General features: G+C 72.3%; 22 protein-coding genes. 14 read left to right on the plus strand and 8 right to left on the minus strand.

What is annotated here, in order from left to right:
- Positions 1-26 precede the first annotated feature (26 nt).
- Positions 27-1,811 (plus strand): glycoside hydrolase family 15 protein, encoded by a 1,785-nt coding sequence (locus KO717_RS32960; protein WP_301373104.1) that lies wholly within the window; start codon positions 27-29, stop codon positions 1,809-1,811.
- A 12-nt stretch (positions 1,812-1,823) separates the two neighbouring features.
- Here KO717_RS32960 and KO717_RS32965 read toward each other — a convergent pair whose 3' ends face one another.
- Positions 1,824-4,043 (minus strand): SpoIIE family protein phosphatase, encoded by a 2,220-nt coding sequence (locus KO717_RS32965; RefSeq protein WP_437184666.1) that lies wholly within the window; start codon positions 4,041-4,043, stop codon positions 1,824-1,826.
- Positions 4,044-4,229: 186 nt separating this feature from the next.
- Here KO717_RS32965 and KO717_RS32970 point away from each other — a divergent pair, with 186 nt between their 5' ends.
- Positions 4,230-4,967, plus strand: coding sequence for a class I SAM-dependent methyltransferase (locus KO717_RS32970; RefSeq protein WP_301373105.1), 738 nt, complete (start codon positions 4,230-4,232; stop codon positions 4,965-4,967).
- Positions 4,968-5,002: 35 nt separating this feature from the next.
- Here KO717_RS32970 and KO717_RS32975 read toward each other — a convergent pair whose 3' ends face one another.
- Positions 5,003-5,911 carry an alpha/beta hydrolase fold domain-containing protein gene (locus KO717_RS32975; RefSeq protein WP_301373106.1) on the minus strand — a complete coding sequence of 303 codons (909 nt, stop codon included), beginning with the start codon at positions 5,909-5,911 and terminating at the stop codon, positions 5,003-5,005.
- A 212-nt stretch (positions 5,912-6,123) separates the two neighbouring features.
- Between KO717_RS32975 and tdh the strand changes: the two genes are divergently transcribed.
- The 5 genes from tdh to KO717_RS33000 all read left to right on the plus strand — a co-directional run bounded on the left by tdh (position 6,124) and on the right by KO717_RS33000 (position 13,479).
- On the plus strand, positions 6,124-7,152 hold the full coding sequence (gene tdh, locus KO717_RS32980) for an L-threonine 3-dehydrogenase (RefSeq protein ID WP_301373107.1): 1,029 nt from the start codon (positions 6,124-6,126) through the stop codon (positions 7,150-7,152).
- A gap of 118 nt (positions 7,153-7,270) precedes the next feature.
- Positions 7,271-8,479: a glycine C-acetyltransferase gene (locus tag KO717_RS32985; protein WP_301373108.1), complete on the plus strand. Its 1,209-nt coding sequence runs from the start codon at positions 7,271-7,273 to the stop codon at positions 8,477-8,479.
- Positions 8,480-8,527: 48 nt separating this feature from the next.
- Entirely contained in the window at positions 8,528-9,442 is a 915-nt protein-coding gene (locus KO717_RS32990) for a LysR family transcriptional regulator (protein ID WP_301373109.1), read from the plus strand.
- Positions 9,443-9,732: 290 nt separating this feature from the next.
- On the plus strand, positions 9,733-12,501 hold the full coding sequence (locus KO717_RS32995) for a hypothetical protein (protein ID WP_301373110.1): 2,769 nt from the start codon (positions 9,733-9,735) through the stop codon (positions 12,499-12,501).
- A 12-nt stretch (positions 12,502-12,513) separates the two neighbouring features.
- Positions 12,514-13,479: a M28 family metallopeptidase gene (locus KO717_RS33000; protein ID WP_301373111.1), complete on the plus strand. Its 966-nt coding sequence runs from the start codon at positions 12,514-12,516 to the stop codon at positions 13,477-13,479.
- 47 nt (positions 13,480-13,526) lie between these two features.
- Here the strand turns inward: KO717_RS33000 and KO717_RS33005 are convergent, their stop codons facing one another.
- Positions 13,527-14,306, minus strand: a complete 780-nt coding sequence (locus KO717_RS33005) for a DeoR/GlpR family DNA-binding transcription regulator (protein WP_301373112.1) — start codon at positions 14,304-14,306, stop codon at positions 13,527-13,529.
- A 205-nt stretch (positions 14,307-14,511) separates the two neighbouring features.
- On the opposite strand from KO717_RS33005, the gene KO717_RS33010 reads away from it, so the two are divergent.
- From KO717_RS33010 to KO717_RS33020, 3 genes are read left to right on the plus strand one after another with little or no spacing between them, the layout of a single operon-like run.
- The gene (locus tag KO717_RS33010) at positions 14,512-15,414 is read left to right on the plus strand and encodes an SIS domain-containing protein (protein WP_301373113.1); all 903 of its coding nucleotides are present in this window, start codon (positions 14,512-14,514) and stop codon (positions 15,412-15,414) included.
- The gene (locus tag KO717_RS33015; RefSeq protein WP_301373114.1) at positions 15,411-16,247 is read left to right on the plus strand and encodes a class II fructose-bisphosphate aldolase; all 837 of its coding nucleotides are present in this window, start codon (positions 15,411-15,413) and stop codon (positions 16,245-16,247) included. The genes KO717_RS33010 and KO717_RS33015 overlap by 4 nt, the downstream gene beginning before the upstream one ends.
- A 22-nt stretch (positions 16,248-16,269) precedes the next feature.
- Positions 16,270-16,812 carry a hypothetical protein gene (locus tag KO717_RS33020; protein ID WP_301373115.1) on the plus strand — a complete coding sequence of 181 codons (543 nt, stop codon included), beginning with the start codon at positions 16,270-16,272 and terminating at the stop codon, positions 16,810-16,812.
- Between the two features lie 101 nt (positions 16,813-16,913).
- On the opposite strand, the gene KO717_RS33025 is transcribed toward KO717_RS33020, so the two are convergent.
- Complete coding sequence (locus KO717_RS33025; protein WP_301373116.1) at positions 16,914-17,600, minus strand: hypothetical protein; 687 nt, start codon at positions 17,598-17,600, stop codon at positions 16,914-16,916.
- Between the two features lie 82 nt (positions 17,601-17,682).
- Positions 17,683-18,234 carry a DinB family protein gene (locus tag KO717_RS33030; protein WP_301373117.1) on the minus strand — a complete coding sequence of 184 codons (552 nt, stop codon included), beginning with the start codon at positions 18,232-18,234 and terminating at the stop codon, positions 17,683-17,685.
- Positions 18,235-18,361: 127 nt separating this feature from the next.
- Between KO717_RS33030 and KO717_RS33035 the strand changes: the two genes are divergently transcribed.
- The 4 genes from KO717_RS33035 to KO717_RS33050 all read left to right on the plus strand — a co-directional run bounded on the left by KO717_RS33035 (position 18,362) and on the right by KO717_RS33050 (position 23,192).
- Entirely contained in the window at positions 18,362-19,552 is a 1,191-nt protein-coding gene (locus KO717_RS33035) for an acyl-CoA dehydrogenase family protein (protein WP_301373118.1), read from the plus strand.
- Between the two features lie 66 nt (positions 19,553-19,618).
- Positions 19,619-20,281, plus strand: a complete 663-nt coding sequence (locus KO717_RS33040; RefSeq protein ID WP_301373119.1) for a hypothetical protein — start codon at positions 19,619-19,621, stop codon at positions 20,279-20,281.
- An 804-nt stretch (positions 20,282-21,085) separates the two neighbouring features.
- Positions 21,086-22,558, plus strand: a complete 1,473-nt coding sequence (locus KO717_RS33045; RefSeq protein WP_301373120.1) for a sialidase family protein — start codon at positions 21,086-21,088, stop codon at positions 22,556-22,558.
- 136 nt (positions 22,559-22,694) lie between these two features.
- Positions 22,695-23,192: a hypothetical protein gene (locus tag KO717_RS33050; protein ID WP_301373121.1), complete on the plus strand. Its 498-nt coding sequence runs from the start codon at positions 22,695-22,697 to the stop codon at positions 23,190-23,192.
- 4 nt (positions 23,193-23,196) lie between these two features.
- On the opposite strand, the gene KO717_RS33055 is transcribed toward KO717_RS33050, so the two are convergent.
- The 3 genes from KO717_RS33055 to KO717_RS33065 form a co-directional block, all read right to left on the minus strand.
- A complete protein-coding gene (locus tag KO717_RS33055; protein WP_301373122.1) occupies positions 23,197-23,610 on the minus strand; it encodes a VOC family protein in 414 nt (137 codons plus the stop codon).
- Positions 23,607-24,176, minus strand: a complete 570-nt coding sequence (locus tag KO717_RS33060; RefSeq protein ID WP_301373123.1) for a MepB family protein — start codon at positions 24,174-24,176, stop codon at positions 23,607-23,609. The genes KO717_RS33055 and KO717_RS33060 overlap by 4 nt, the downstream gene beginning before the upstream one ends.
- 65 nt (positions 24,177-24,241) lie before the next feature.
- A complete protein-coding gene (locus tag KO717_RS33065) occupies positions 24,242-24,634 on the minus strand; it encodes a TOBE domain-containing protein (RefSeq protein WP_301373124.1) in 393 nt (130 codons plus the stop codon).
- Positions 24,635-24,704: the final 70 nt, after the last annotated feature.

Below are 24,704 nucleotides of genomic sequence, written 5' to 3' on the forward strand. Positions count from 1 at the left end.
CGGACAATCAGGGGAATAGCGCACAAATGACACAACCCATCGAAGACTACGCACTCATCGGCGACCTGATGACCACCGCACTGGTCGGCCGCGACGGGTCCATCGACTGGCTGTGCCTGCCGCGCTTCGACTCGGCGGCCTGCTTCGCCAAACTCCTCGGCGAGGAGGAGAACGGCCACTGGCGCATCGCGCCGCTCGACGCCGCCGTCGGCGAGCCCTGCACCCGACGCGCCTACGCCGACGGCTCGCTGATCCTGGAATCGTACTGGGAGACCGAAACCGGGACCGTCAAGGTCACCGACTTCATGCCCCAGCGCGAGGTCGCCCCCGACGTCATCCGCATCGTCGAGGGCATCAGCGGCACGGTCAGGATGCGCAGCACCCTGCGCCTGCGCTTCGACTACGGCCACGTCGTGCCCTGGGTGCGCCGCAGCGACGGCGACCGGGTCGCCATCGCCGGGCCCGACTCCGCCTGGTTCCGCAGCGAACCCCCCGTCCGCACCTGGGGCGAGGCGAACAGCACCTGCTCCCAGTTCCCGGTCACCGCCGGCCGCCGCGTCGCCTTCGTCCTGACCTGGCACCCCTCGCACCGGCCGCGCCCCGAGCCCTGCGACCCCTTCGACGCGCTGGAGCAGAGCCTCGCCGACTGGCGGGAATGGACCGCGCAATGCCGCTACGAGGGCCCCTACCAGGAGGCGGTCACCCGCTCCCTGATCACCCTCAAGGCCCTCACCTACGCCCCGACCGGCGGCATCGCCGCCGCGGCCACCACCTCCCTCCCCGAAGAGCTCGGCGGCGTCCGGAACTGGGACTACCGCTACTGCTGGCTCCGGGACTCCACCCTGACCCTCGGCTCGCTCCTGTCCACCGGCTTCCTCGACGAGGCCCGCGCCTGGCGCGAGTGGCTGCTGCGCGCGGTCGCGGGCGACCCCGCCGACCTCCAGATCATGTACGGGATCGCCGGCGAGCGGCGGATCCCCGAGAGCGAACTGCCCTGGCTGCGCGGCTACGCCTCCTCCGCCCCGGTCCGCGTCGGGAACGCCGCCGTCGACCAGCTCCAGCTGGACGTGTACGGAGAGGTCATCGACTCCCTCTACCTGGCCCGGTCGGCCGGCCTGCCCTCCGAACGCCACGCCTGGCGGATCCAGCTCGCGCTGCTCGACTTCCTCGAACGCAACTGGCACCGGCCCGACGAGGGCCTGTGGGAGGTCCGGGGCCCCCGCCGCCACTTCGTGCACTCCAAGGTGATGGCATGGGTCGCGGCCGACCGGGCCGTACGCACCCTGGAGAGCGACCCGTCCCTGGACGGCGACGTGGAACGCTGGCGGGCCATGCGCGACGAGGTGCACCGCGATGTGTGCGCCAACGGCTACGACCCCGAACGGGGCACCTTCACCCAGTACTACGGCTCCGCCGAGCTCGACGCGGCGACCCTGCTCATCCCCAGGGTCGGATTCCTGCCGCCCGACGACCCGCGGGTCGTCGGCACGGTCGACGCCGTGCGCGCCGAACTCGGCAGCAGCGGACTGGTCCGCCGCTACAGCACCGCGGGCTCCACCGTCGACGGGCTGCCCGGGGACGAAGGGGCCTTCCTGGCCTGCTCGTTCTGGCTGACCGACGCCCTGCACATGACGGGCCGGCCGGAGGAGGCCCGCGCCCTGTTCGAGCGGCTGCTGTCCGTACGCAACGACGTGGGCCTGCTCGCGGAGGAGTACGACCCCCTCGCCGGACGCCAACTCGGCAACTTCCCGCAGGCGTTCAGCCACGTCGGCCTGGTGAACACCGCGCTCACCCTCGCGAGCCCGGCCTGACCGCACGACGCCCTACGGGTCCCCGCCGGTACGGGAGGCCAGCAGCAGGGCGATGTCGTCCGGCCGGTCGGCGGTGTTGCCCGCCTCGCTGATCAGCCGGTCGGCGGCCTCGGTCAGCGGGGACGGCCGGGCCGCCTCCAGGGACTTCCGCAGCCGCTCCACCCCGACGTCGATGTCGAGGCCCGGCTTCTCCACCAGCCCGTCCGTGTACAGGGCGAGGACGGAGCCCGTCGTCAGCCGCAGCTCCGTGAGCGGGTACGAGGCCTCCGGGTCGATGCCGAGCACCACCCCGCCCGCCAGGTCCAGCACCTCGGTCCGGCCGTCCGGGTGGCGCAGCAGCGGCTGCGGATGCCCGGCCCGGGCGGCCGTCACGGAGCCCGACGCCGGGTCGAGCAGCATGTAGCAGCAGCTCGCGAACTGGCCCGGATCCAGGTCGATGAGCAGCTGGTTGGTGCCGCTCACCACCTGCTCCGGGGTGCTGCCGCTGAGCGCGAACGCCCGTACCGCGCTGCGCAGCTGGCCCATGGTCGCCGCGGCCGCCACACCGTGGCCCTGGACGTCCCCGATGACCAGGGCCAGCAGGCCGGCGCCCGTCTCGACGACGTCGTACCAGTCGCCGCCGACGTCCATGCCCAGGGTGCCGGGGAGGTAGCGGCCGACGGTGTCCACGTGCTCGCGCACGGGCAGCCGGTGCGGCAGCAGGGCCGACTGCAGACCGCGGGCGAGCTCCACCTCGCTGTCGTAGCGCCGGGCCCGCGCGAGCGCCTGCGCGATCAGACCAGCCAGCGCCGTGAGCACCGTACGCTCCTCCGCGCTGAAGCCGCGGGGCGAGTCGAAGCCGAGGATGCACGAGCCGACCGGCCGGCCGGAGGCGATCAGCGGCAGGAAGGCGCGGGCGCCGACATCGGCGTCCAGCGGAATGCCCGGATAGGCGGCGGCCAGGTGCTGCATCGACTCGAAGAACATCGGCCGGCCCGTGGTCAGCGTCTCCACGCCCGGCAGCCGGACGTCGAGGGAGACCCCGTCGAAGCGGTTGAGGAAGCCCTGCGGGAAACCGGTCTCCCAGGCCAGATACAGATGGCGCTCGTCCAGCAGGTAGATCGCCAGCTGGCGGCCGCCGAAGGCCGGCAGCAGCTCCTCGGTGACCACCGCCGACACCTGCCGGGCCGTGACCGCCTCGGTCAGCGCGATGGCGAGGGCCACCGGCCGGTACAGCGCCGAAGCCTCGTCGGCGGACACGCCCGGGTCCGCGTACGTGTCCACATCGGCGCCCATGCCGGAGGCCATGCCGGAGTTCACGTCCGCGACCGGGTCCGGCCGGGCCCGTGACTGGGGCGCGTAGGCCGGTTTCGCGGAGGTACCCAGCGTCAGGGTCACGCCGTCGGCCGCCGGGTACAGGTCCACCGACAGCCACTGCCCGGGCGCGTGCCGGCCGCGCCGGGCGGGGAAGTGCACCGGCTCGCCGGACATGAAGCCGGCCCGGAAGTGGTCCTCGTAGGCCGGATGCCCGAGCCACGGCAGCGCCTCCCACAGCAGCCGTCCCCGCAGCTGGGGCCCGTCGAGGCCGAGCAGCTCCTCCGCCGCGGTGTTCACGTAGCCGATCCGGCCCTCCCGGTCCAGGGAGAGCACGGCCTGCGCGAGCCGGTCCGCGGCCCTGCGGGCGCCCTCGGCACCGGCCTCGGGCGGTGGCGCCGGCACGCCCACCGGGTCGCCCTCCCACAGCGTCCGCGAGCCGGCCGCCGCGAGTGCGGCGAGGTCGGCGGCCAGCAGTTCCGCGGACCGTCGCATCCGTTCGCGGTCCGCGGTCCCGACCGGGATCCCCGGGGTCGCCTCGCGCAGCACCACCAACACGCCGAACCGTTCCGTCCCGGCGGTCACCGGCTCGTACAGCGAGCCGAAGGGGAACGGCAGCCCGGCCATCAGCTGCGGGAAGCGGCTCATCGCCGACTCCGCGTCGGGCAGGTGCACGGCCCGCCCGGAACGGTAGGCCTCGGCGATCGGATACGGGCGGTTCACCTGCATCCGCCACCAGGGCCGGAACAGCTGCAGCGGCAGCCCGGTGAACACGGCCATCAGGAGCAGCCCGGCCGTGGGCGAGCGCAGGTAGACGCCGGCCGCGAACCCACCGACGGCCTCCATCGCGTTCACGACGGCCCGTGCGAGCACCTGGGCCGTCGCATCAGGGGCATCCGTGGTGTCGGGCGCGGCGCCGGCGCCGTCCGCTCTCGCCATCACACAGCCAGGATGCGCCTTCCGCGGCGGCCCCTGCATCCTGGCTGGTCGCGGCCGTCCCCGGCCGATAGGCCGACCGCTTCCCTCGTCCGGGGGACGCCCGGGTGTGCGGACCGCCCCCCGGACGGCACCGCGGGGCACGATACGCAGGCGTCCCACCCCCGGCAGGCCCCCGGAAGGCAGAGCATGCGGTTCCAGTACGACACCATCGGCGAGCGCTACGCGGAGTCCACGAGCACGGCAGCCTTCTCCGCGGCCGACACCTACACCCTGCACGGAGCCCTCGACGCCCTCGGCGGGGTGCGCGGGCTCGACGCCCTCGACCTGGCCTGCGGATACGGATACAACACCCGGCTGCTGGCCCGCGGCGGTGCCCGGCGGACGGTGGGCGTCGACGTCTCGGAGGAGATGATCCGGCTGGCCCGCGCGCACGAGGCGACCAAGGACCGGACGGACGTCGAGTACCACGTGGCCGACGCCGCCGGCCTGCCGCACCTGGGCCCCTTCGACCTCGCGACCGCCGCGTACGTCTTCAGCTACGCGCCCGACCGCAGGTCCCTGCACGCGATGTTCCGGTCCGTCCGCGCCAATCTGCGGGCGGGCGGGCGGCTGCTCGCCATCGTCCCCAACGCGGGGGCGTTCCCGCGGGTGGACTGGTCGCCGTACGGGGTGCGCATCCTCGACCGGGTCCCGGACGGCGACGCGCCGCTGCTCAAGGCGCATTTCCTGACCGAGCCGCCGGTGCCCTTCGAATTCCGCGAATGGGCCCACGCCGACCTCGCCGAGGCCGCCGTCGAAGCGGGTTTCGTCACCGTCGGCTGGCAGCCGAACCGGACCCCGCCGGCCGACGCCGTACGCGACGAGGCGTACTGGACGGCGTACCGCGCCTGGCCGATCAGCTCCCTGATGACCTGCACGGCGTAGACGGCCGTCAGCGATCCGCCGTCACCGCCGTGCCCTCACAGCTCCGCCGTCGACCTGATCAGCTCGACGATCCGCTCGCGCGCCGCGCGTCCCTCCGGCACGGGCAGCAGCGGGTACCCGTGCGGCAGCCCAGCCGCCTCGTGGAACTCCACCTCGGCCCCGTCCGCGCGGGCCCGGCGCAGCAGCTCCCGGCTGTCCGTGGTCAGCACGTCCCGGGTCCCGGTGAACACCGTCATAGGCGCCAGCCCGGCGAAGCCGCCGTGCAGCGGGCTCACCCGGGGGTCCTCGGCGTCCAGGGTCCCGGCGTACAGCCGCCCGGCCTCCAGCAGCCCCGGGCGGGCCAGCATCGGATCGGCCGCCTCGATGGCCGCCTGGTCCGGATGGCTCATGGTCACGTCCAGCCAGGGCGAGATCAGCACGATCCGGGACGGCTGGTCCCCGGTGCGGTCACGCAGCCGCTGGGCGGCCGCCAGCGCCAGCCCGGCCCCGGCGGAGTCCCCGATCAGCACCGTCCCGCCGGAGCCGCCGCTCGCGATCAGACCGCTCAGCAGGTCGGCGGCGACCGGGACGGTCCGGTCGGCGGTACCGCGCGGAGCGAGGATGTACGCCGGTACGACCACCCGCGCCCGCGCCTGCGTGACCAGGGTCCGGACCAGCGCCCAGTGCGGGCGGACCAGCTCGTCGATGTAGCCGCCGCCGTGCACGTACAGCACATGGGCCGCCGGCTCCGCCCCGAGCGGGGAGACGTCGTACACCGGCCAGGCTCCGACGAAGGTCCGCGAGATGTCGGCGACCCGCCCCAGCGACCGCGGCGGCAGATGCGAAGCGGGCCGCCGGGCGGATTCGGCCACCCGGCTCCGGACGGCCTCCGCGCTCGCGTACCGTCTTCGCCGTCCCGCCGCGATCAGCGCCACCGACAGCGCCTTGCTGCGCAGACTCGGCACGCCCCTCACCTCCCCTTTTGCCCCGCGCCGTCGCCGGCGCGAGCCCCTTCCCCATTACGGGAGGAGCATAGGCGTGAAGCTGCGCTGTCGACCCGTTTAAGAAAGTCTCGATGGACTGATCACCGCGCCGATCGGCAGATTGGTGCACGTCACCGCCGCCGTTCGGGCCCATCCGCCCGCGGCGTACCCTTCCGCATGCCTGGAGCCACCCCATGAAGGCACTCGTCAAGCACAAGGCAGAACCCGGCCTGTGGCTCATGGACGTCCCCGAGCCCGAATACGGCCCCGGCGACGTGCTGATCAAGGTGCTGCGCACCGGCATCTGCGGAACCGACCTCCACATCCGCGCCTGGGACGGCTGGGCGCAGGGCGCGGTCAAGACCCCGCTCGTCCTCGGCCACGAGTTCGTCGGCGAGGTCGCGGCGCTCGGCGCGGACGTCCAGGACATCGAGGTCGGCGCGCTGGTCAGCGGCGAGGGCCACCTGGTGTGCGGCAAGTGCCGCAACTGCCTGGCCGGCCGCCGCCACCTGTGCCGCAGCACGATCGGGCTCGGGGTCGGCCGCGACGGCGCCTTCGCCGAGTACGTGGTCCTGCCCGCCCAGAACGTGTGGGTGCACCGCACCGCCGTGGACCTCGACGTCGCAGCGATCTTCGACCCCTTCGGCAACGCCGTGCACACGGCCCTGTCCTTCCCGCTGGTCGGCGAGGACGTACTGATCACCGGCGCCGGCCCGATCGGGATCATGGCGGCGGCCGTGGCCAAGCACGCCGGCGCGCGCAGCGTGGTCATCACCGACGTCAGCCCCGAGCGCCTGGAGATCGCCCGCAAGGCGGGCGCCACCCTCGCCGTCAACGTCGCCGAGTCCTCCATCGCCGAGGCGCAGACCAAGCTCGGCCTGCGCGAGGGCTTCGACATCGGCCTGGAGATGTCCGGCCGCGCCGAGGCCATGCGCGACATGATCGACAACATGACGCACGGCGGCCGGATCGCCATGCTGGGCCTGCCCGCGCAGGAGTTCCCGGTGAACTGGGCGAAGGTGGTCACCTCGATGATCACGATCAAGGGCATCTACGGCCGTGAGATGTTCGAGACCTGGTACGCGATGACCGTGCTGCTGGAGGGCGGGCTCGACCTGAGCCCGGTCATCACCGGCCGCTACTCGCACCGCGACTTCGAGGCCGCCTTCGACGAGGCCTCGACCGCCCGCAGCGGCAAGATCATCCTGGACTGGACGGCGTAACCACCCGCCCGTCCACCCACCGAACCACCTCCCTCCGGCCGGGCCCCGCACACCCTCCCCCTCCGCGGGGCCCGGCCCCCTCCCTCGTCGCCCTCCGCCGCACAAGGAGAACCGCACCATGTTCGAGACCGTCCGCGAGGACCTACGCTCCACCCTCGACGAGATCCGCGCCGCCGGCCTGCACAAGCCCGAGCGCGTCATCGGCACCCCGCAGAACGCGGCCGTCGCCGTCACCTCGGGCGGTGCCGCCGGCGAGGTGCTCAACTTCTGCGCCAACAACTACCTGGGGCTGGCCGACCACCCCGAGGTCGTCGCCGCCGCGAAGGAAGCGCTGGACCGCTGGGGCTACGGAATGGCCTCCGTCCGCTTCATCTGCGGCACCCAGGAGGTGCACAAGGAGCTGGAGGCGCGGCTCTCGGCCTTCCTCGGCCAGGAGGACACGATCCTCTACTCCTCCTGCTTCGACGCCAACGGCGGCGTCTTCGAGACCCTGCTCGGCGCCGAGGACGCGGTCATCTCCGACGCCCTCAACCACGCCTCGATCATCGACGGCATCCGCCTCTCCAAGGCCCGCCGCTTCCGCTACGCCAACCGCGACCTGGCCGAGCTCGAAGCCCGCCTGAAGGAAGCCACCGAGGGCGGCGCCCGCCGCAAGCTGATCGTCACCGACGGCGTCTTCTCCATGGACGGCTACGTCGCCCCGCTCGCGGAGATCTGCGACCTGGCCGACCGCTACGACGCCATGGTCATGGTCGACGACTCGCACGCCGTCGGCTTCGTCGGCCCCGGCGGACGCGGCACCCCCGAGCTACACGGCGTCATGGACCGCGTCGACATCATCACCGGCACCCTCGGCAAGGCCCTCGGCGGCGCTTCCGGCGGCTACGTCGCGGCCCGCGCCGAGATCGTGGAGCTGCTGCGCCAGCGCTCGCGCCCGTACCTCTTCTCCAACTCCCTCGCCCCGGTCATCGCGGCAGCCTCCCTCAAGGTCCTCGACCTGCTGGAGTCGGCCGGTGACCTGCGCGAACACCTCGCCGCCAACACCGCGCTCTTCCGTACGAAGATGACCGAGGCCGGCTTCGAGGTCCTGCCCGGCGACCACGCCATCGCCCCCGTCATGATCGGTGACGCGGCCGAGGCGGCCAGGATGGCGGAGCTGCTCCTGGAGCGCGGCGTGTACGTGATCGGCTTCTCCTACCCGGTGGTGCCGATGGGCGCGGCGCGCATCCGCGTCCAGCTCTCCGCGGCCCACTCGACGGCCGACGTCGAGCGCGCGGTGGCCGCCTTCATCGACGCCCGCGCCGCCCTCGGCACCGCTGGGGCCTGAGAAGCACGAGGGGTCTGAGGGGTCTGTGCACCCTGAGACAATGGTGGGGTGATCGACCCCCGCCGGCTGCGCATCCTGCGGGCCGTGGCGGACCACCGTACGGTGACCGCCGCGGCCGCAGCCCTGTACCTCACCCCCTCCGCCGTCTCCCAGCAGCTCGCCGCGCTGGAGCAGGAGACGGGCCACGCGCTGCTCACCCGCAGCGGCCGGGGCGTACGGCTCACGGCGGCCGGCGAGATCCTGCTCGGCCACGCACACGAGGTGCTCGCGCAGCTGGAGCGGGCGGAGGCGGAACTCGCGGCGTACGCGGGCGGTTCGGCGGGCGAGGTCACCGTCGCCGCCTTCGCCACGGGCATCGCCGAAGTCCTGGCCCCGGCCATCGCCCGGCTCGCGCTGGAACGGCCGGGCATCCGGCTGCGGGTCCGCGACGCGGAGGGCGACCAGAGCCTGCCGCTGCTGCTGGACGGCGAGGCGGACCTCGCCCTGGCCGTCGAGTACCGGGGCGGCCCGGGCGCCGACGACGCGCGGCTGTCCGTCCTCCCGCTCTACGCGGAACCCTTCGACGCGGTCCTGCCCTCGGGGCATCCGCTGGCCGACCTGCCGGCGGTGTCGCTGGCCGACCTCGCGGACTCGGACTGGGTGGGCCAGTACCCCGGCAACCCGTGCCACGACGTGACGCTGCTCGCCTGCGAACTGGCCGGCTTCCAGCCCCGGCTCGTGCACTCCTCGGACGACTTCCGCGCCGTGACGGCGCTGGTGGGCGCAGGGGCCGGAGTGGCCCTCGTACCGCGCTCGGCCCTGCGCGGCATGGACCTCAAGGAGGTCCAGGTCCGCCCGGTCACCGGGCCGGCCGCCACCCGCCGGGTCTTCGCCGCCACCCGCCGCGGGGCCGAGACCCACCCGCTGATCGCCCCCGTCCTGGCCGCCCTGGTCCGCGAGTCGGAGCGGCTCCCGGCCCACTGAGCACCGCCCGGGTCCGGCCGGCCGGACCCACGTGCAGACGGCCCCGGGCGCCACGGGGCGCGAGCTGTGTGCGTCCGTGTCGCAGCCCGATCTCCCGGGCGGGCGGGGGGCTTTGCGGCGCGTGCTCGCGTCGCAGGACTCGGCGTACGACGTTACGCTTTTGCTGAGAGTGCCGATAGTCCACGGCGGTTCCCGTAAGAGGATCGCTCATGCGACGGGCGCCCGGGGGCATCCACCCGCTCTGAATGATGCGTTTCCTTACCCTCCGCATGTGCGTTGAGGAGGACATCATGGCTCGGGATCACGGTAAGAAGCAGAGGAACATGCCGGGCCCGGAGGCCGACCGGCCTCTGCGTATGGTCCCCGACGTCGGCGAACACGCGGATGCCGGTGGGGTACTGCGCAAGTACGTCGATCCGGGAGCGACCCTGGCCCGTGCGTCGACGGCGCGAAAGGCCATCGACTCGTTCATGAAGGCGCGCTCGGGAGACCTGAAGACCGGCTCGATCGATCTGCGCGAGGTGGAATCGACCGAAGGCGCGGCGACGCTGCGCGTGCGCTTCCAGCAGTTCCACAACGATCTTCCGGTGGTGGGCGCCACCGTTCAGGCCGTTGCCGATGTCAAGCAGGCCAGTGTGATCCAGGTCGACCACACCGGGGAGATGGACGTCGCCGATGCTCCCGACCCCGGTGACGCACGTACGGTGGGCGATGTCCTGAAGGTCGCCCTCGCCCCCTTCAAGAAGGACTTCGAGACCGCCGACGTGACCAAGGACGAACTCGTCTACCTGCGGGACACGGAGCGGCCCTCGCTGCCCGGGAGCGACTACCCCTCCGCTTCCGTCGCGCTGCTGAAGAAGGGGAAGAAGCCGGACGGCGCACTGCACCTCGTGCACGATCTGGTGGTCGAGACCACGGGCCCCTTCGAACAGTTCCGCGTTGTCGTGGACGCCATCGCCGGCACCTTGCTCTGGGTCGAGCTCGTGGGAAAGTACGCGACGGCCACGCTCAAGGTCTTCTCACCCGACCCCGTGACCGAGTCGAACGACAGCACGCTCCACGCCGGGTCCGGCGCGGCGAAGCTGAACGACTTCCGGCACGACGTCCAGGCCGAGGTCGCACCCGCCAGCGGTGGGAAGTTCAGGCTCGACGGGGAGTGGTTCCGGTGCAACGACTGGGACACCCCGGCCTTCGCCCAACCCGCGGAGACGTCAGCCTCCTTCTCGTACGACACCTACCCCAAGAACCGCGCCTTCCTCAGTGCGAACGCCTACTACTGGCTCGACTCCACCGCGCGCTACCTCCGGACCCTGGGAAACACGACGCTCAATGCCAACATGGTCAAGGTTGACGTTGACCCCCAGGGAGCCGACGGCGCGGACAACAGCGAGTGGCTCGGCTCGACGACACCCCCGCGGATCCGCTTCGGCGAGGGCGGCACACCCGATGCCGCCGATTTCGGCGTCATCGTCCATGAATACACCCACGGTGTGTTCGACTGGCTCGGTGCCAGCCACGGCGGGTCCGGATCGTACGAGCACAGCATCTGCGACGTGCTTCCCGCCATCTACCGGGACCGGTTCAACCCCGGCCGGCACCGGCGCACCGAGACGTTCCCCTTCGACAACAACGTGAACGACCGGTGGAGCACGGAGCGCACGCTGGACCGCTCCGAGCGGTTCGACGACGCGGGGTTCAACGGCTACTCCTCCGACCTCCGCAACTCGATGCTGGGCACGGCGCTCTGGCGGTGCTACCTGGGCATGGGGGGCGACTCGGACGATCCCGCCGTACGGATCGCAGCCGCCGACGCGATGATCAAGACGATGATGGAGATGCTGCTCATCGTGCCGGACTCCTCCTCCACAAGCCGGGCGCACGCCGTCAGCATGGCCCAGGGCTGCATCACCGCGGACTCGGCCCTCACCGGCGGCCTCTACAGCAAGGTGATGGACGAGGCCTTCGTGAACCAGGGGCTGTGGGCACGGCGGCCGGTGGACGTGTACATCGCGGACAACCCCACCGACCTCGGGGCGCAGCCGAGCGATGCGCCGCACTGGGCCTCACCCGACATCTGGGTCCGCAACAACGACATCAGCACCGGCGACAACCCCGCACTCGGCCACGAGCCGCCCATCAACGACCAGCCGAACTTCCTCTACGTGCGGGTGCACAACCGGGGGGTCCAGGCGGCAGCGAGCGGCGGGTTCCAGGTCGAGGCCTTCCGGTGCGACCCGGGCACGGGGATGATCTGGCCCACGCACTTCGAGTCGCTGGGCACGCTGGTCATCGACGAGCCGATCCCGCCCGGTGGGTCCGTGCGGGTCGGGCCCTTCAGCTGGACCCCGCAGATCGTGGAACAGGAAGGCCTGGTGGCCGTGGTGCACGGCGCCGCGGACCCGGCCATCACCGCCACGCTCAACGGGCCGGTGCCGCACGACCGGGTCATCAGGTTCGACAACAACGTGGGGCAGCGCAATGTGGTTCCGCAGATGGCCGCGCCGGGCGGCAAGACCACCACGACGATCGCCCTCCGCGGCGGCCTGACCTCCACCACCGGCTCCTGGCACCTCGACGCGAGGGCACTGCCCGACGACACGAAGATCTCGATCCGCATGCTCAGCCGCATCGTCGGGTCCGCCGGACTGACCAACCTCAAGGTGACCGAGAAGGGCACCGTCCGCACGACGCTCGAAATGAAGGGCGGCAGCACCGCGGTCGTCGACGGCTTCCGCCTCGAGGCGGACGACCGGGCGGCAGCCGACGTCACCATCGATTTCTCCCACCACGCCGACCACCTCCGCCTCTACCCCTTCATCGCCACCCAGTACCAGGACAGCCTGATCGCCGGCCGCATGACCATCCAGATCACCGCCGTCAAGGAACTCGAAGGCTTCTTCTTCGGTAATCCGCGCAGCGGCGAGCTCCACATCTCCACCTGTCCGTACTGGTCGAAACTCGGCGCCGGCAGCAAGGTCCCCTTCCTCCGTGCCGAAGACGCGGTGGCACGCGGATACAACGGCTGCGCCTACTGCCAACCCGCCCTCAACACCGACTGAAGGCGGCTCGTGATGGAACGTGACACACGTGCGGCGCTGCCGCTGGCACCCCCCGAGAAGCGCTACCCGCCCAGCACCGCCGAGCCCGTGGTACGGGCCGCACACAAGCGGGCGGCCACCCAGAAGAACGAGTTCGTCACCACGCTGGTCGAGTCGGTCTCGGCGGACGAGCTGCAGAACTCCGTCGAGGCACTCGCGGCCTTCCACACGCGGCACACCTTCTCGCCCCTCATCGGGCAGGCCGCCGCGGAGATCGTGGGCCGGTTCGAAGCGGCGGGGTACACGGACGTGGTCCGGCGCACGTGGACCAATGCCGGTCACAGTGCCGACAACGTGATCTGCACCAAACCCGGGACGGACGCCGGTCGGCCCGTCATCATCGTGTGCGCCCACTACGACAGCCGCATGGCGGACCTGAACAACACCACCGCACGTGCTCCGGGAGCCGACGACAACGGCAGCGGTGTGGCCGCGGTGCTCGAGATCGCGCGGCTGCTCGCCCCTGTCACGCTGTCCTCCACCCTCCAGTTCGTGGCCTTCTCCGGCGAGGAACAGGGGCTGTGGGGTGCCACGGAGTATGCCGCGGAGCTCCACGCCACCGACGGCGAGGTCTACCGGGTCGTGAACCTGGACATGGTCGGGAGGCCGCCGGCGGACGGCTCCGTGACGGTGGAGCGCGACCTGGGGAACGCGGTACCGGACAATGACGCCGCGTCAAAGGCCTTCGCCGCGGTCATGGCGCAGGCCGCCGCGGACCACACCACACTGCCGGTCATGCTCGGCCCCATTTTCGCCAGTGACTACATGCCGTTCGAAGCACACGGCGACGTGACGATCGGTGCCTACGAGGGGGAGGGTAACCCGCACTACCACGAGACGTCCGACGCTCCGGACACCCTCGACTACGGCTACCTCGCCGACGTCACCAGGATGACCCTGGCGACCTTGCTCGCCGATGCGCGGGGGGCCGTGGAGTAGCGCACCGCGCCTCCGTGGGCGGCGGCCGCGTCGGCCGCCGCCCACGCTCACACCCTCAGTACCTCCACGCCCGCGGTCTCGAACTCCCGGGCGACCGCGGCCGCCAGGCCCGTGTCCGACACCAGGACGTCCACCGACGAGGTGGCGCAGATACGGGCGAAGGCGCGCACGCCCAGTTTGCTTGAGTCGGCCGCCACGATCACCCGGCGGGCGCGTTCGCACAGCAGGCGGTTGATCGAGGCCTCGTCCTCGTGCCGGGTCGCCGCGCCGTCCTGCGGATCGAAGCCGTCCACGCCGAGCACCGCCGTGTCCACCGCGAGCTGCCCGAGGACCTGCTCGGCGAGCGGGCCCGTCAGCTCGTACGACTGGGGTCGGGCCACCCCGCCGGTCAGTACGATCTTGAACTGCGGCCGGATCACCAGCTCGCCCGCGATGTTGAGGGCGTTGGTCACCACCGTGAGCGCGGGCGAGCCCTGGGCCAGGTCCGGACGCCCGGCGAGGGCCCGTGCCACCTCCGTGGTCGTGGTGCCGCCCGTCAGGCCGATCACCTCGCCCGGGGTGATCAGGGCCGCCACCGCCTCGCTGATCCGGTGCTTCTCGGCGGCGCGGCGCGACGTCCGGTAGCGCAGCGGGAGTTCGTACGAGACCCCGTGCAGCACCGCCCCGCCACGCGTACGGACCAGCAGCTGCTGCTCGGCCAGCTGGTCGAGGTCGCGGCGGATGGTCGCGGCGGACACCCCGAGGGTCTCGGCCGCCGGTTCCACCTCCAGCTCGCCCCGTTCCACCAGCAGGTCCAGCAGTGCCTGCCAGCGCTCCTTGCGGGTCATCGGCCGCCCCCTCCCGTGCTCGTCCTGTGCTCGCCCCGTGCTCGTCCCATGGCCGCAGTCGGGCTACCCGGCGACACTAACTCAGCAGATCACCCCGTGGTTGCTTGAAGTTGCGCGAAAGTGCGAGCTACCTTGCAGGAAAACGCACAACACAACGCACAACACCCCACGCATCCAGACCCGCCTGCCGCACGAGGGAGCCTGTATGAGTCACGTCGCGTACGAGTTGGGCACGCAGCCCGCATGCTGGGAGCGGGCTGCCGAACTGGCCCCGGCCCGGCGGGCGGTGCTCCCGCAGCCGGGGGAGCGTACCGCGATCGTCGGGTGCGGGACCTCGTACTACATGGCCCAGGCGGCCGCAGTGCTGCGCGAGGAGTCCGGACAGGGCGAGACAGACGCCTTCCCCGCCTCCGAGTTCCCGCGCCACCGCCGCTACGACCGGGTCGTCGCCCTGACCCGGTCCGGCACCACCACCGAGGTACTGGACCTGTTGGCCGGGCTGCGGGACGCGGGCGTGCCCACGACCGCGGTCGTCGGCGATCCGGCCACCCCGGTGATGACCGCCGCGGACGAGCTGGTCGTCCTCGACTTCGCCGACGAACAGTCCGTCGTGCAGACCCGGTTCGCGACCACCGCCCTCACGCTGCTGCGCGCCCATGTCGGCCGGCACACTCCTTCCGCGGTCGCCGACGCCCGCACCGCCCTCGTCGAGCCGCTGCCCGCCGACATCGCAGGCCGGGGCCAGTTCACCTTCCTCGGCCGCGGCTGGAGCGTCGGACTCGCCCACGAGGCCGCGCTGAAGATGCGCGAGGCCTCGCTGTCCTGGGCCGAGTCCTACCCGGCGATGGAGTACCGGCACGGGCCCATCAGCGTCTCCGGGCCCGGCACCGTGACCTGGTCGCTCGACGAGGCCCCCGACGGGCTCGCCGAGCAGGTACGCGCCACCGGCTCCCAGTGGGTGCCCGGCCGGCTCGACCCGCTCGCCGAACTGGTCCGCGTACACCGCCTCGCCCTCGCCGTCGCCGCCCACCGGCAGCTGGATCCGGACGCGCCGCGCAACCTCACGCGCTCGGTGATCCTCACCGCGGGCGAGGAGGCGGTCCGATGAGCCTGGTCCGGGCCGGCGACCTCGTCCTGGAGGCGGCCGCGGCCGGCCGGGCCGTCGCCGCCTTCAACATCATCACCCTGGAGCACGCCGAAGCCGTCGTGGCCGGGGCCGAGGCGGCCAGCCTGCCGGTCATCCTCCAACTGAGCGAGAACGCCGTGAAGTTCCGCGGCGGGCAGCTGCTGCCCATCTCCCGGGCCGCCGGCGCGTGCGCGGAGGCCGCCGGGGTCCCCGTCGGCCTGCACCTCGACCACGTCAAGAGCCCCGAGCTGCTCCGGCAGGCCTGCGACGCCGGATACAGCTCGGTGATGTACGACGCCGCGCAACTCCCGTACGCCGAGAACCTGGAGGCCACCCGGTCCGCGGCCGAATGGGCGCACGCCAACGGGCTGTGGATCGAGGCCGAGCTGGGCGAGGTCGGCGGCAAGAACGGCGCCGCGCCGCTCGACCCGCACGCGCCCGGCGCCCGTACCGACCCCGACGAGGCCCGGCGGTTCGTCGCCGACTCCGGGGTCGACGCCCTCGCCGTCGCCATCGGCAGCAGCCATGCGATGACCAGCCGGACCGCGGCCCTGGACCATGTGCTGCTGGCCCGGCTGGCCAAGACCGTGGACGTACCGCTCGTCCTGCACGGCTCCTCGGGGCTGCCGGACGCCGAGCTCGCGGCGGCCGTCGCGGGCGGCATCCGCAAGGTCAACATCGGCACCGCCCTCAACGTGGCGATGACCGAAGCCATCCGTACCCACCTGACCCCGGCGGACCCCCGGCCGTACCTGACGGCGGCCCGTACGGCGATGACGGCGACGGCGACGGCTATGATCGGCGCCCTGAACTGACGGGCGGCGGGGGCGGGCGATCATGGACATACACCGGGGACGTACGAATCGCCGCCGGTTCCTGATGATCGCCGGCCTCCCGCTGCTGACGGTGGGCGCGGGCATGACCTACCTCCTGTGGCCGGAGCCGCCGCGCCGGGCCGAGGTCCGTACCGACCTGGAGCCGCTGAACGAGCGGCTCGGGCCGTTCCTGGGCGAGCTGACCGACGCGCACTGGCTGGGCTACGACATCGACGACGCGGCCGACGACCGGACCATCCCGGGCCCCGACTCCCGGATCCGCGTCGTCGGTGTCGCCCACCTGCGGCCCGGAGGCGCGGCCGCGATCACCGGCAAGCCCGACCACGCCTTCGCCGCCACCGGTGCGCCGTCCGACCTGCCCGCCGCGTTGAAGCAGCACCTGCCGGCCGACGCGGCCTGGCAGCACAGCCCCGGCTTCGACGCGTACGCGAACGGCCGGGGCGACGGCAGCCAGGCTTCGGACGGGATCCCGCCCTCCGGCCGGTACCTCTTCGACACGGCCCGCGACCTCGTCCACTTCGACGTCCTGTACTACTTCACCTGACATCGGGCGGGGAGCGGCCGGCGGACGTCCCGCTCGGCGGGAGGACGCCCGCAGCGCGGTCGAAGGTGCGCCGCGCATGGTCTTGCGTCGTACAGCAGTCGTCAGCGCGGTGTGAGGCGGGCCTGGTGGTACTGGATCCCGTGCCACCGGGCCTGGTCCGGGCGGGCGCCCCGGTCCAGGGTCCGGGTGCCCTCGGCGAGCGTCAGGGCGCCTTCGGTGGACAGGACGAGGGCGACGAACCAGGTGGTGCGATCGGGCTCGACGGTCTCGTCGTAGTACCAGTCGGCGGTGACACGGGCCTCCCCGGCGAGGAAGGGGCGCTGCAGGAAGTCCTGTACGGGGAGCGGGAAATGGCCGAGCACCCCCTGGGCCTCCGGAACCAGTTCCAGGCGCAGCACCGGAGCCCCCGGCAGGCCCGGGGCGGTGGCCCGCCCGTCCGCCGCGGGCCGCCCGTCGAAGGACCGGCTGTGCAGCGAGCCCGGTTCCACCCGGGCGCGCTGCCCGCGGAACTCCGCCACCCCGTCCCGCAGCACCTGGCCGACCCGGCACAGCCCGCGGTTCCCGACCACCAGCGCGGCGGGGCGCCCGTCGGCATCCGGCCCGGCCCACCAGGTCAGGCACCGGCCCGCCTTCTCCAGCAGCCGGGCCCGTACGTCCCCCGGAAGCAGCTCCCAGTACGCGTGCCGGGCCGGGATCCCGGGGTCGGTGGGGAGGGCGCCCGGCTCGTGGATCTGCGTCACCGCCCGCGTGAACTCGGGGTCCTCGCGGCGCCATGCGTCGATGTCCATATCCGCCCATTGTGCGGCAGGCGGCCGAACTGCACCCGAGTTTCAGGCGAGTCGGGGACGAGGCCGGCGGCCGGGCGCGCTCTCAGATGCCTATGGCCCCGTCGATCCGCTCGCGCAGGAGGTCGGCGTGCCCGTTGTGCCGCGCGTACTCCTCCACCATGTGGATCAGCACCCAGCGCAGCGACACCTTCCCGCGCCACGCGTCGACGGCCTCGACGTCCAGATCGGGTGCCTCGGCCACGAAGCCTTCGGCGAAGGCCACTTCGGCGCGCCACGCCGCCCAGGCCGCTTCGACCGCCGCGGGATCGGCCAGGGCTCCGTCGAAGTCCCCGTCGGGATCCTCCGCCGAGGAGAACAGGGGCGGCGCGTCCTGGCCCGCCAGGACCTGCCGGAACCAGCGGCGCTCCGTATCGGCCAGGTGCCGGACCAGGCCGAGCAGGGAGAGCGTGGACGGTTCCACCGAGCGGCGCGCCAACTCCGCTCCGAGGCCTGCGCACTTGAGTTCCAGGGTGGCGCGGTGGTCCGCCAGGAAGGCGGCCAGCATCCGCCGCTCGTCACCGGTCGCGGGGCCGCTGAACCGGCCGTCCCGCTCGGGCTCGACGAAGAATTCCGCTCTGCTGCGTGGGCTCGTCATGGTCGCGATTATCGACGCCGGTTCCGATCGGCCGGTACCCGGGTCCTTCCGAATTCTTGGAACAGGTTCTACTCTGACCGCCGCCACCACCACAGCGACCGGCTGGACCGCGAGACCCGGAGGGGCCGTGCACCTCGAATACACGCCTGAGCAGCAGCAGTTGCGCACCGAGCTGCGCGCCTACTTCGCCGAGCTCGTGCCGCAGGACGTCTACGCCCGCTACGAGGACCCGGCCGCCCAGAAGCGCTTCTACCGGGACACCATCCGCCGGCTCGGCGCCGACGGCTGGCTCGGGGTCGGCTGGCCCAAGGAGTACGGCGGCCGCGGGATGACCCCGATGGACCAGTTCATCTTCTTCGACGAAGCCGCGCAGGCCGTCGTACCGCTGCCCCTGATGGCGCTCAACACGGTCGGGCCGACCATCATGCAGTTCGGCACCGACGAGCAGAAGGCGTACTTCCTGCCGAAGATCCTCGCCGGAGAGATCGACTTCGCCATCGGCTACAGCGAGCCCGACGCCGGCACCGACCTCGCCGCGCTCAAGTGCAAGGCCGTGCGCGAGGGCGACGAGGAGACCGGCACCTACGTCGTCGACGGACAGAAGATCTGGACCACCAACGGCGACACCGCCGACTGGGTCTGGCTCGCCGTACGCACCGACCCGGACGCCCCCGCCCACAAGGGCATCACCATGCTCCTGGTCCCGACCTCGGACCCCGGCTACTCCTGCACCCTCATCAACACCCTTGCCTCGCACGACACCACCGCCAGCTACTACGAGAACATCCGCGTCCCGGCGAGCCGCCGCGTCGGCCAGGAGAACAAGGGCTGGCGCCTGATCACCAACCAGCTCAACCACGAACGCGTCACCCTCGCCGCACACGGCACGATGGCCATCCGGGCCCTCCACGACGTCCAGCGCTGGGCCGCCGCGACGAAACTCGCCGACGGCCGCCGGGTCATCGACCTCTCCTGGGTCCGCGGCCGCCTCGCCCGCACCCATGCCCGGCTCGACGCGATGAAGCTGCTCAACTGGCAGATGGTGGGCGCGGTCGAGGCCGGCACCCTCACCCCGCAGGACGCCTCCGCGGTCAAGGTGTACGGCTCGGAGGCCCGCCGGGACGCGTACGCCTGGCTGATGGAGGTCGTCGGCGCAGCAGGCTCCCTCAAGGACGGCTCGGCGGGCGCGGTCCTGCACGGCGAGCTCGAACGCGGCTACCGCAGCGCCGTGATCTTCACCTTCGGCGGGGGCAACAACGAGATCCAGCGTGAGATCATCTCCTGGATCGGCCTCGGCATGCCGCGCGTCCGCCGCTAGGGACTACGCCAACAACACCCCCCATGCTGCTGGGTGACAACCGCGGTCCGAGATGAGGAAGCTGCCATGAGTACGGGAAGATGGCTGTGGGTCTGCCTGCAGCGCTACGTCATGACCGCCGCTCTCGGCTGGGTGGCCGCGGCCCTCGTGCTGCCCGTTCTGGGTGATGATCCCTTCTGGCCGTCGTTCGGCGCGGGGCTGGGAGCGGGGCTGATCGTGGTGCCCCTCCTGACGGTCGTGACCATGTTCGTACTCGTCCTGCTGGCCGGTCGCCGGTTCGAGCCGCCGACCGGCGGTCCCTCGCGGATCCGGGGCGGCCGGCTGATCGTGCTGCCCCTGGTCCTGCTGCTGCCCGTGGCCCTGCTCGTGCCACTGCAGTACCTGATCGTGCTCGGCGCGCAACTCGTGTACCTGGTGTGGGTGCTGCCCTGCCAGGACGCCCGCGACACGGCGGACGTACTGCGCTCGCTCGCCGACCCGGCCGTCCCGGCGGAGCAGCGGGCCCGGACGGCACGGGCGGTCGCGGGACTGCAGGGCAGGCCGGTCGTCGAAGCCCTGGTGCAGACCTCGGCCGACGCGGAGCCGGAGGTCGCCGAAGCGGGTCTGGAGACCCTCTGCACCATCTGGCGGCGCGACGGAGTCGTCGGCGAGGACCTGCTGCTGAAGCTCGACCCGCAGGCCCAGGACCGCGTCCGGGCCCTCGGCGTCAGGGTGCGGAGCCCTTGGTGATAACGCCGGCGACCGGCCGCGCATGACGCCTTGTGAGGCCTAGGTCGTCTCTTCCGGATCTTGCCGGGCCCGGCCCGCCCGGCACGGCACCTCATCCCCCAGACTCCGTCCGGGGGGACCCCCAGGTTGCCGGGGCACCCGAGTACGTCCCGTACACGAGCGCCCCTCCGCCTTGCGAGGCACCGCACCGGACGACCCGGGCTCATCCGGCAAGATCCGAAAGAGACGGCCTGGTCCGGCGAGGGCTGCCGTAGCGATCACGGCGGCACGTCATGTCGGGCCGTGCGGGTGACGGTGCTGTCGGGTGCGGGGCCGGTGACGCGACCCGTCGGACAGGCATGGACGCGGCCGCCTTCGCAGGCGAGGTCGGGTACGCCGAGCCGGCGGCGCATCCCGAAGCCCTCGACGAGCTGCGGTCCGCAAAGCCGGTGTCGTCAACCCGGAACGCGACTCCGGCCTCGGACACAGCGTCCGTGGCCGTTTCGCGAGGACGCCGCTTCGGCCACGACCACGGCGTCCGTCTCCGGTGCGGCGACAGCCCGGAGACCGGCACAGGACGCGGCCCTGCCGGGCTTCGCCCCCCCCCGGCGACCTTGGCCGGCAGGTCATCCCGCTCCGCCGTGCTCCTCCACGACCCCGGGGACCGACTCCGTCGTTCGGCCCATCAAGGGCACCGGCCGCGGCGCCGAAAAGGACCAAGCGGAGTCGCCCACCCTCGCGTTCCGGTACGCCTCCGCGCCTCAGGCCGCCCCGATGACGGCGGTCCCGTGCCCCCAGCCGAGACAGGCCCGGAGGAGATCCCGCATGCGCGTCTTCCTGCCCCTCACCGCCGTCACCACCGCCGCGCTCCTGCTCGTCACGGTCACCGGCGCGACTTCCGCCGCAGCAGACCGGAACCCCGACGGCACGGCACTGGTCAAGGTGTCCCACGGCGACCCGTACGCGGACTGCACCATCGGTGCGAGGTCCCCCGACAGCGTCGTCTACCCCGGCACCGAGGTCGAGCCGTACCTGTCCGTCGACCCGCACGACTCCAAGCGCGTGGTCACCGTGTTCCAGCAGGACCGCTGGAACGACGGCGGCGCCCGCGGGCTGGCCGCCTCCTGGTCCACGGACGGCCACACCTTCCACCGCAGCACGCTGCCGTTCAGCCTGTGCGCCCCCGGCGGCGCCGACTTCGAACGGGCCACCGACCCCTGGGTGAGCACCGGACCGGACGGCACCGTCTACGCGAGCGGCGAGGGCGTCGACTTCATCAAGAGCACGCGCACCGGCCTCCTGGCCGCCACGTCCCGCGACGGCGGCCGCACTTGGCAGAACCTCACCACCACGCACGTCGACGAGCAGCCGTTCTTCAACGACAAGCCCTCGCTCACCGCCGACCCGATCCGTGAGGGCACCGCCTACCAGGTCTGGAACCGCCTCGACAACGACCCGCCCGGCCCCAGTTCCCTCGACGGTCCCGGCTACATCTCCGTCACCCGTGACGGCGGCCGCACCTGGAGCGGGGCACGGCCCTTCGTCGACACCAGCTCCGTGCCCAACACCCAGACCATCGGCCATCTGATCGTCGTCGACCGGCACACCGGCACCCTGTACGACTTCTTCGACCGGATCACCCACTCCGATGACCTGAGCACCATCGTCGAAGCCCGCTACGAGGTGGTCACCTCGACCGACGCCGGAGAGACCTGGAGCACCCCGGTCGTCGTGGCCGAGGACACCTCCGTACCGGAGGTCGACCCGAACGACCCCGCCAAGGTGCTGCGCGCCGCGTCCACCCTGCCCAGCCCGGCCGTCGACCCGAAGACGGGCACGCTCTACATGGCGTACGAGGGCTCGGACTTCTCCGGCGGCAGGTTCGACTCCGTCCAGCTGGTGCGCTCCACCGACGGCGGACGCACCTGGGGAGCCCCGGAGCTGATCAGCCCCGAGGACGTGCCGGCCTTCTCCCCGTCGATCGCGGTCGACGAGCGGGGCACGGTCGCACTCACCTACTACGACCTGCGCTTCCTCGAGCCGGGCGACACCACCACCCTGCCCACCGCCTACCAGCTGGCCACCCTGCCGCACGGGGACCCGAAGCGCCGGACCGAGCGACGCATCTCGCGGATCTTCGACTGGCTGCAGGCACCGTTCGCCGGGGGCTACTTCCTCGGCGACTACCAAGGCCTGGTGGCGGACGGCAAGGGAGTACGGGCGGTGCTCACCGAGACCCACTCCGGCGCACCGGAGAACCGTACGGACGTGTACACCGGCAGTTTCCGCACCAGCTGACCGACGCGGACGCCGTCGGGGCGATCCGGCACGCCGCGGCCTGAGTACAGGCGGCCGTTGAGCGGTTACGGAGTTGTTGCAGGAATTGTGGGGTCCGGCACAGCGCTCTCCCTTGCTGCGATGGTGGGGTCGGGCAGTGGCGTACTTCTTGTTGGTCCTCGTCCCGGCAGGTCTGGTCCTTCCGCTGGTCTTCGCGGGCCGGGCCTTCGGTGTGCTGGCCCGTGCCGGGGGTTCGCGGCGTGCCGACAGCGCGGCCTGGCTGCGGATCGCCGGCTTCGTCTCGGCGGCGATCGCGGTGGGCGTGTACGCCTGGGGCCTGCTGCACGTCACCGGCGCGGTCATGTCGGCCGAGGACGGCGGGACGAATTCGTCCCCCATCGCGCCCTGCCGTACCCAGGGCTGGGAATACCGGGGGGAAGGGATCACCGGCTACCGGGTGGAGTACGTGCCGCTGCGGTTCGTGTGCGAGACGGACGACGTCGGCGACTACACCACCTCCGTCCCCGGCTACGTCAACCCGGTCTTCTTCTTCCTGGGCCTCGCCGCCGCCGTCTGCTTCACCGTCGTAGCCCTCGATTCCGGCAGCGGCCGCGGGCGGACCGGCACCGGAACGGGAACGGGGACGGGAACGTAGCGGATCAGCCGGCGGTGGTGATCGCGACGAGTTCGACCTCGAAGCCGTCGTCGTTCTCCAGGTAGGCGGCGTAGTGCTGGGGGCCGCCGGCGTGCGGATGCCGGTCCGGGAACATCAGGCGCCAGCCGTGGCGGACCGACTCCTCGGCGAGGCGCTCGACCGCGGCCTCGTCCTCCACATGGAAGGCCAGGTGGTTCAGTCCCGGCCGGCAGCGGTCGTGCCGGTCGGACGTGAGGGCCGGGGACCGTTCGACGACCAGGTACGTCGGCCCGAGCCGCCAGCTGCGGCCGTCGGCCCAGTGCTGGTAGGGCGTGTGGCCCAGGGCCTCCAGGAGCCAGCCGAGCGAGGCGATCGCGCGGTCGAGGTCCGGCACCCACAGTTCGATGTGATGCAGCGTGCCGCTGACCGGCCGGCTCACGTGTAGAGCTCGCGGGCGCGGGTCAGATCGACGGGTCCGTCCTCGGGCAGGAGCAGAGGCAGGAAGTGGTCCAGCTGCCACTCCTGCGCGCGGCCGGCCTGGCGGTTGGTGGTGGTCACCCAGGGCGGGTAGACGCGGAAGGCGCGCTTCCCGCCGGAGCCGTCCGTCGATACGACGCCGTGCCGGCGGAGCGCCTCCAGGGGGAGGACGAACTGGCCGAAGTGGTGGCCGTCGCGGGTGCTGATGACGAAGAGGTCCACCGGGTCCGCGGCGTCGAACGGCTGGATGGGACCGGCAGGGGAGCGCTTCCAGACGGTGACGAACTGGCCGGCCTTCGTGGGGGTGGTCTTCGCCGCGCGGAACCGGACGGCGCGGCCGTCCAGGGTGAAGGTGTGGGCGGCGTAGTCGGCGCCCTCGGCCTCCGGGACCGGCAGCGAGCAGACGAATCCGCAGGGGTCGTAGACGAGCGCCTTCGCCGCGACGAGGTCCGCGTGGGCCGTGGCCGCGGCGGTGTCCGGCCACGGCCGGGGGCGGGGAGGGGACGGGTGTTCGCGGGGCGTCGTCATGCCCTCACCCTGCCATGGCCCGGACCGGGCCAGCGGCCCGAGGGCCGATGGCCGCCGCACCGCGGTCAGTCGAGGTCGATGTGGACGCTGGTGGATTTCACGCGCGCGACGGCCTGCACGCCGACCGCGAGTCCGAGCTCCTCGACCGCCTCGCGGGTCAGCAGCGAGACCACGCGGTGCGGGCCGGCCTGGATCTCGACCTGGGCGGCCACCTCGCCGAGCGTCACCGCCGTCACGATCCCGGGCAGCGCGTTGCGCGCCGAGGTGGCGGACTCGCCGTCGCCCTCGGCCGCCTCCTGGGCGAGCGCCACACAGAAGGCGGCCAGATGCACGCCCTCGATCATCCGCCTGTTGCCGTCCCGCAGGGTCGGGAAGCGGCCCGCGTCCGCCCAGCGGCGGGCGGTGTCGGTGCTGACGCGGAGGAGTTGGGCGGCCTCGCCGATCGTGTAGAGCTGCACCCCGCAACTCTATGCCGCCCGTACCCCGGCCCGCGCCAGGCCCCTTCCGCCGGATCTTCCGCCTACAAGG

It is taken from the genome of Streptomyces xanthophaeus, from assembly GCF_030440515.1.
In the GTDB taxonomy this organism is placed as follows: domain Bacteria; phylum Actinomycetota; class Actinomycetes; order Streptomycetales; family Streptomycetaceae; genus Streptomyces; species Streptomyces kutzneri.

What these genes read in the sequence shown, in the direction of transcription:
- KO717_RS33030 (WP_301373117.1), bottom strand. Translation starts at nt 18,234, where the DNA reads ATGACGAGCCCACGCAGCAGAGCGGAATTCTTCGTCGAGCCCGAGCGG.
- KO717_RS33000 (WP_301373111.1), top strand. Translation starts at nt 12,514, where the DNA reads ATGGAACGTGACACACGTGCGGCGCTGCCGCTGGCACCCCCCGAGAAG.
- KO717_RS33060 (WP_301373123.1), bottom strand. Translation starts at nt 24,176, where the DNA reads ATGACGACGCCCCGCGAACACCCGTCCCCTCCCCGCCCCCGGCCGTGG.
- KO717_RS32970 (WP_301373105.1), top strand. Translation starts at nt 4,230, where the DNA reads ATGCGGTTCCAGTACGACACCATCGGCGAGCGCTACGCGGAGTCCACG.
- KO717_RS33020 (WP_301373115.1), top strand. Translation starts at nt 16,270, where the DNA reads ATGGACATACACCGGGGACGTACGAATCGCCGCCGGTTCCTGATGATC.
- KO717_RS33045 (WP_301373120.1), top strand. Translation starts at nt 21,086, where the DNA reads ATGCGCGTCTTCCTGCCCCTCACCGCCGTCACCACCGCCGCGCTCCTG.
- KO717_RS32995 (WP_301373110.1), top strand. Translation starts at nt 9,733, where the DNA reads ATGGCTCGGGATCACGGTAAGAAGCAGAGGAACATGCCGGGCCCGGAG.
- KO717_RS32965 (WP_437184666.1), bottom strand. Translation starts at nt 4,043, where the DNA reads ATGGCGAGAGCGGACGGCGCCGGCGCCGCGCCCGACACCACGGATGCC.
- KO717_RS33010 (WP_301373113.1), top strand. Translation starts at nt 14,512, where the DNA reads ATGAGTCACGTCGCGTACGAGTTGGGCACGCAGCCCGCATGCTGGGAG.
- KO717_RS33005 (WP_301373112.1), bottom strand. Translation starts at nt 14,306, where the DNA reads ATGACCCGCAAGGAGCGCTGGCAGGCACTGCTGGACCTGCTGGTGGAA.
- KO717_RS32985 (WP_301373108.1), top strand. Translation starts at nt 7,271, where the DNA reads ATGTTCGAGACCGTCCGCGAGGACCTACGCTCCACCCTCGACGAGATC.
- KO717_RS32960 (WP_301373104.1), top strand. Translation starts at nt 27, where the DNA reads ATGACACAACCCATCGAAGACTACGCACTCATCGGCGACCTGATGACC.
- KO717_RS33015 (WP_301373114.1), top strand. Translation starts at nt 15,411, where the DNA reads ATGAGCCTGGTCCGGGCCGGCGACCTCGTCCTGGAGGCGGCCGCGGCC.
- KO717_RS33025 (WP_301373116.1), bottom strand. Translation starts at nt 17,600, where the DNA reads ATGGACATCGACGCATGGCGCCGCGAGGACCCCGAGTTCACGCGGGCG.
- tdh (WP_301373107.1), top strand. Translation starts at nt 6,124, where the DNA reads ATGAAGGCACTCGTCAAGCACAAGGCAGAACCCGGCCTGTGGCTCATG.
- KO717_RS33040 (WP_301373119.1), top strand. Translation starts at nt 19,619, where the DNA reads ATGAGTACGGGAAGATGGCTGTGGGTCTGCCTGCAGCGCTACGTCATG.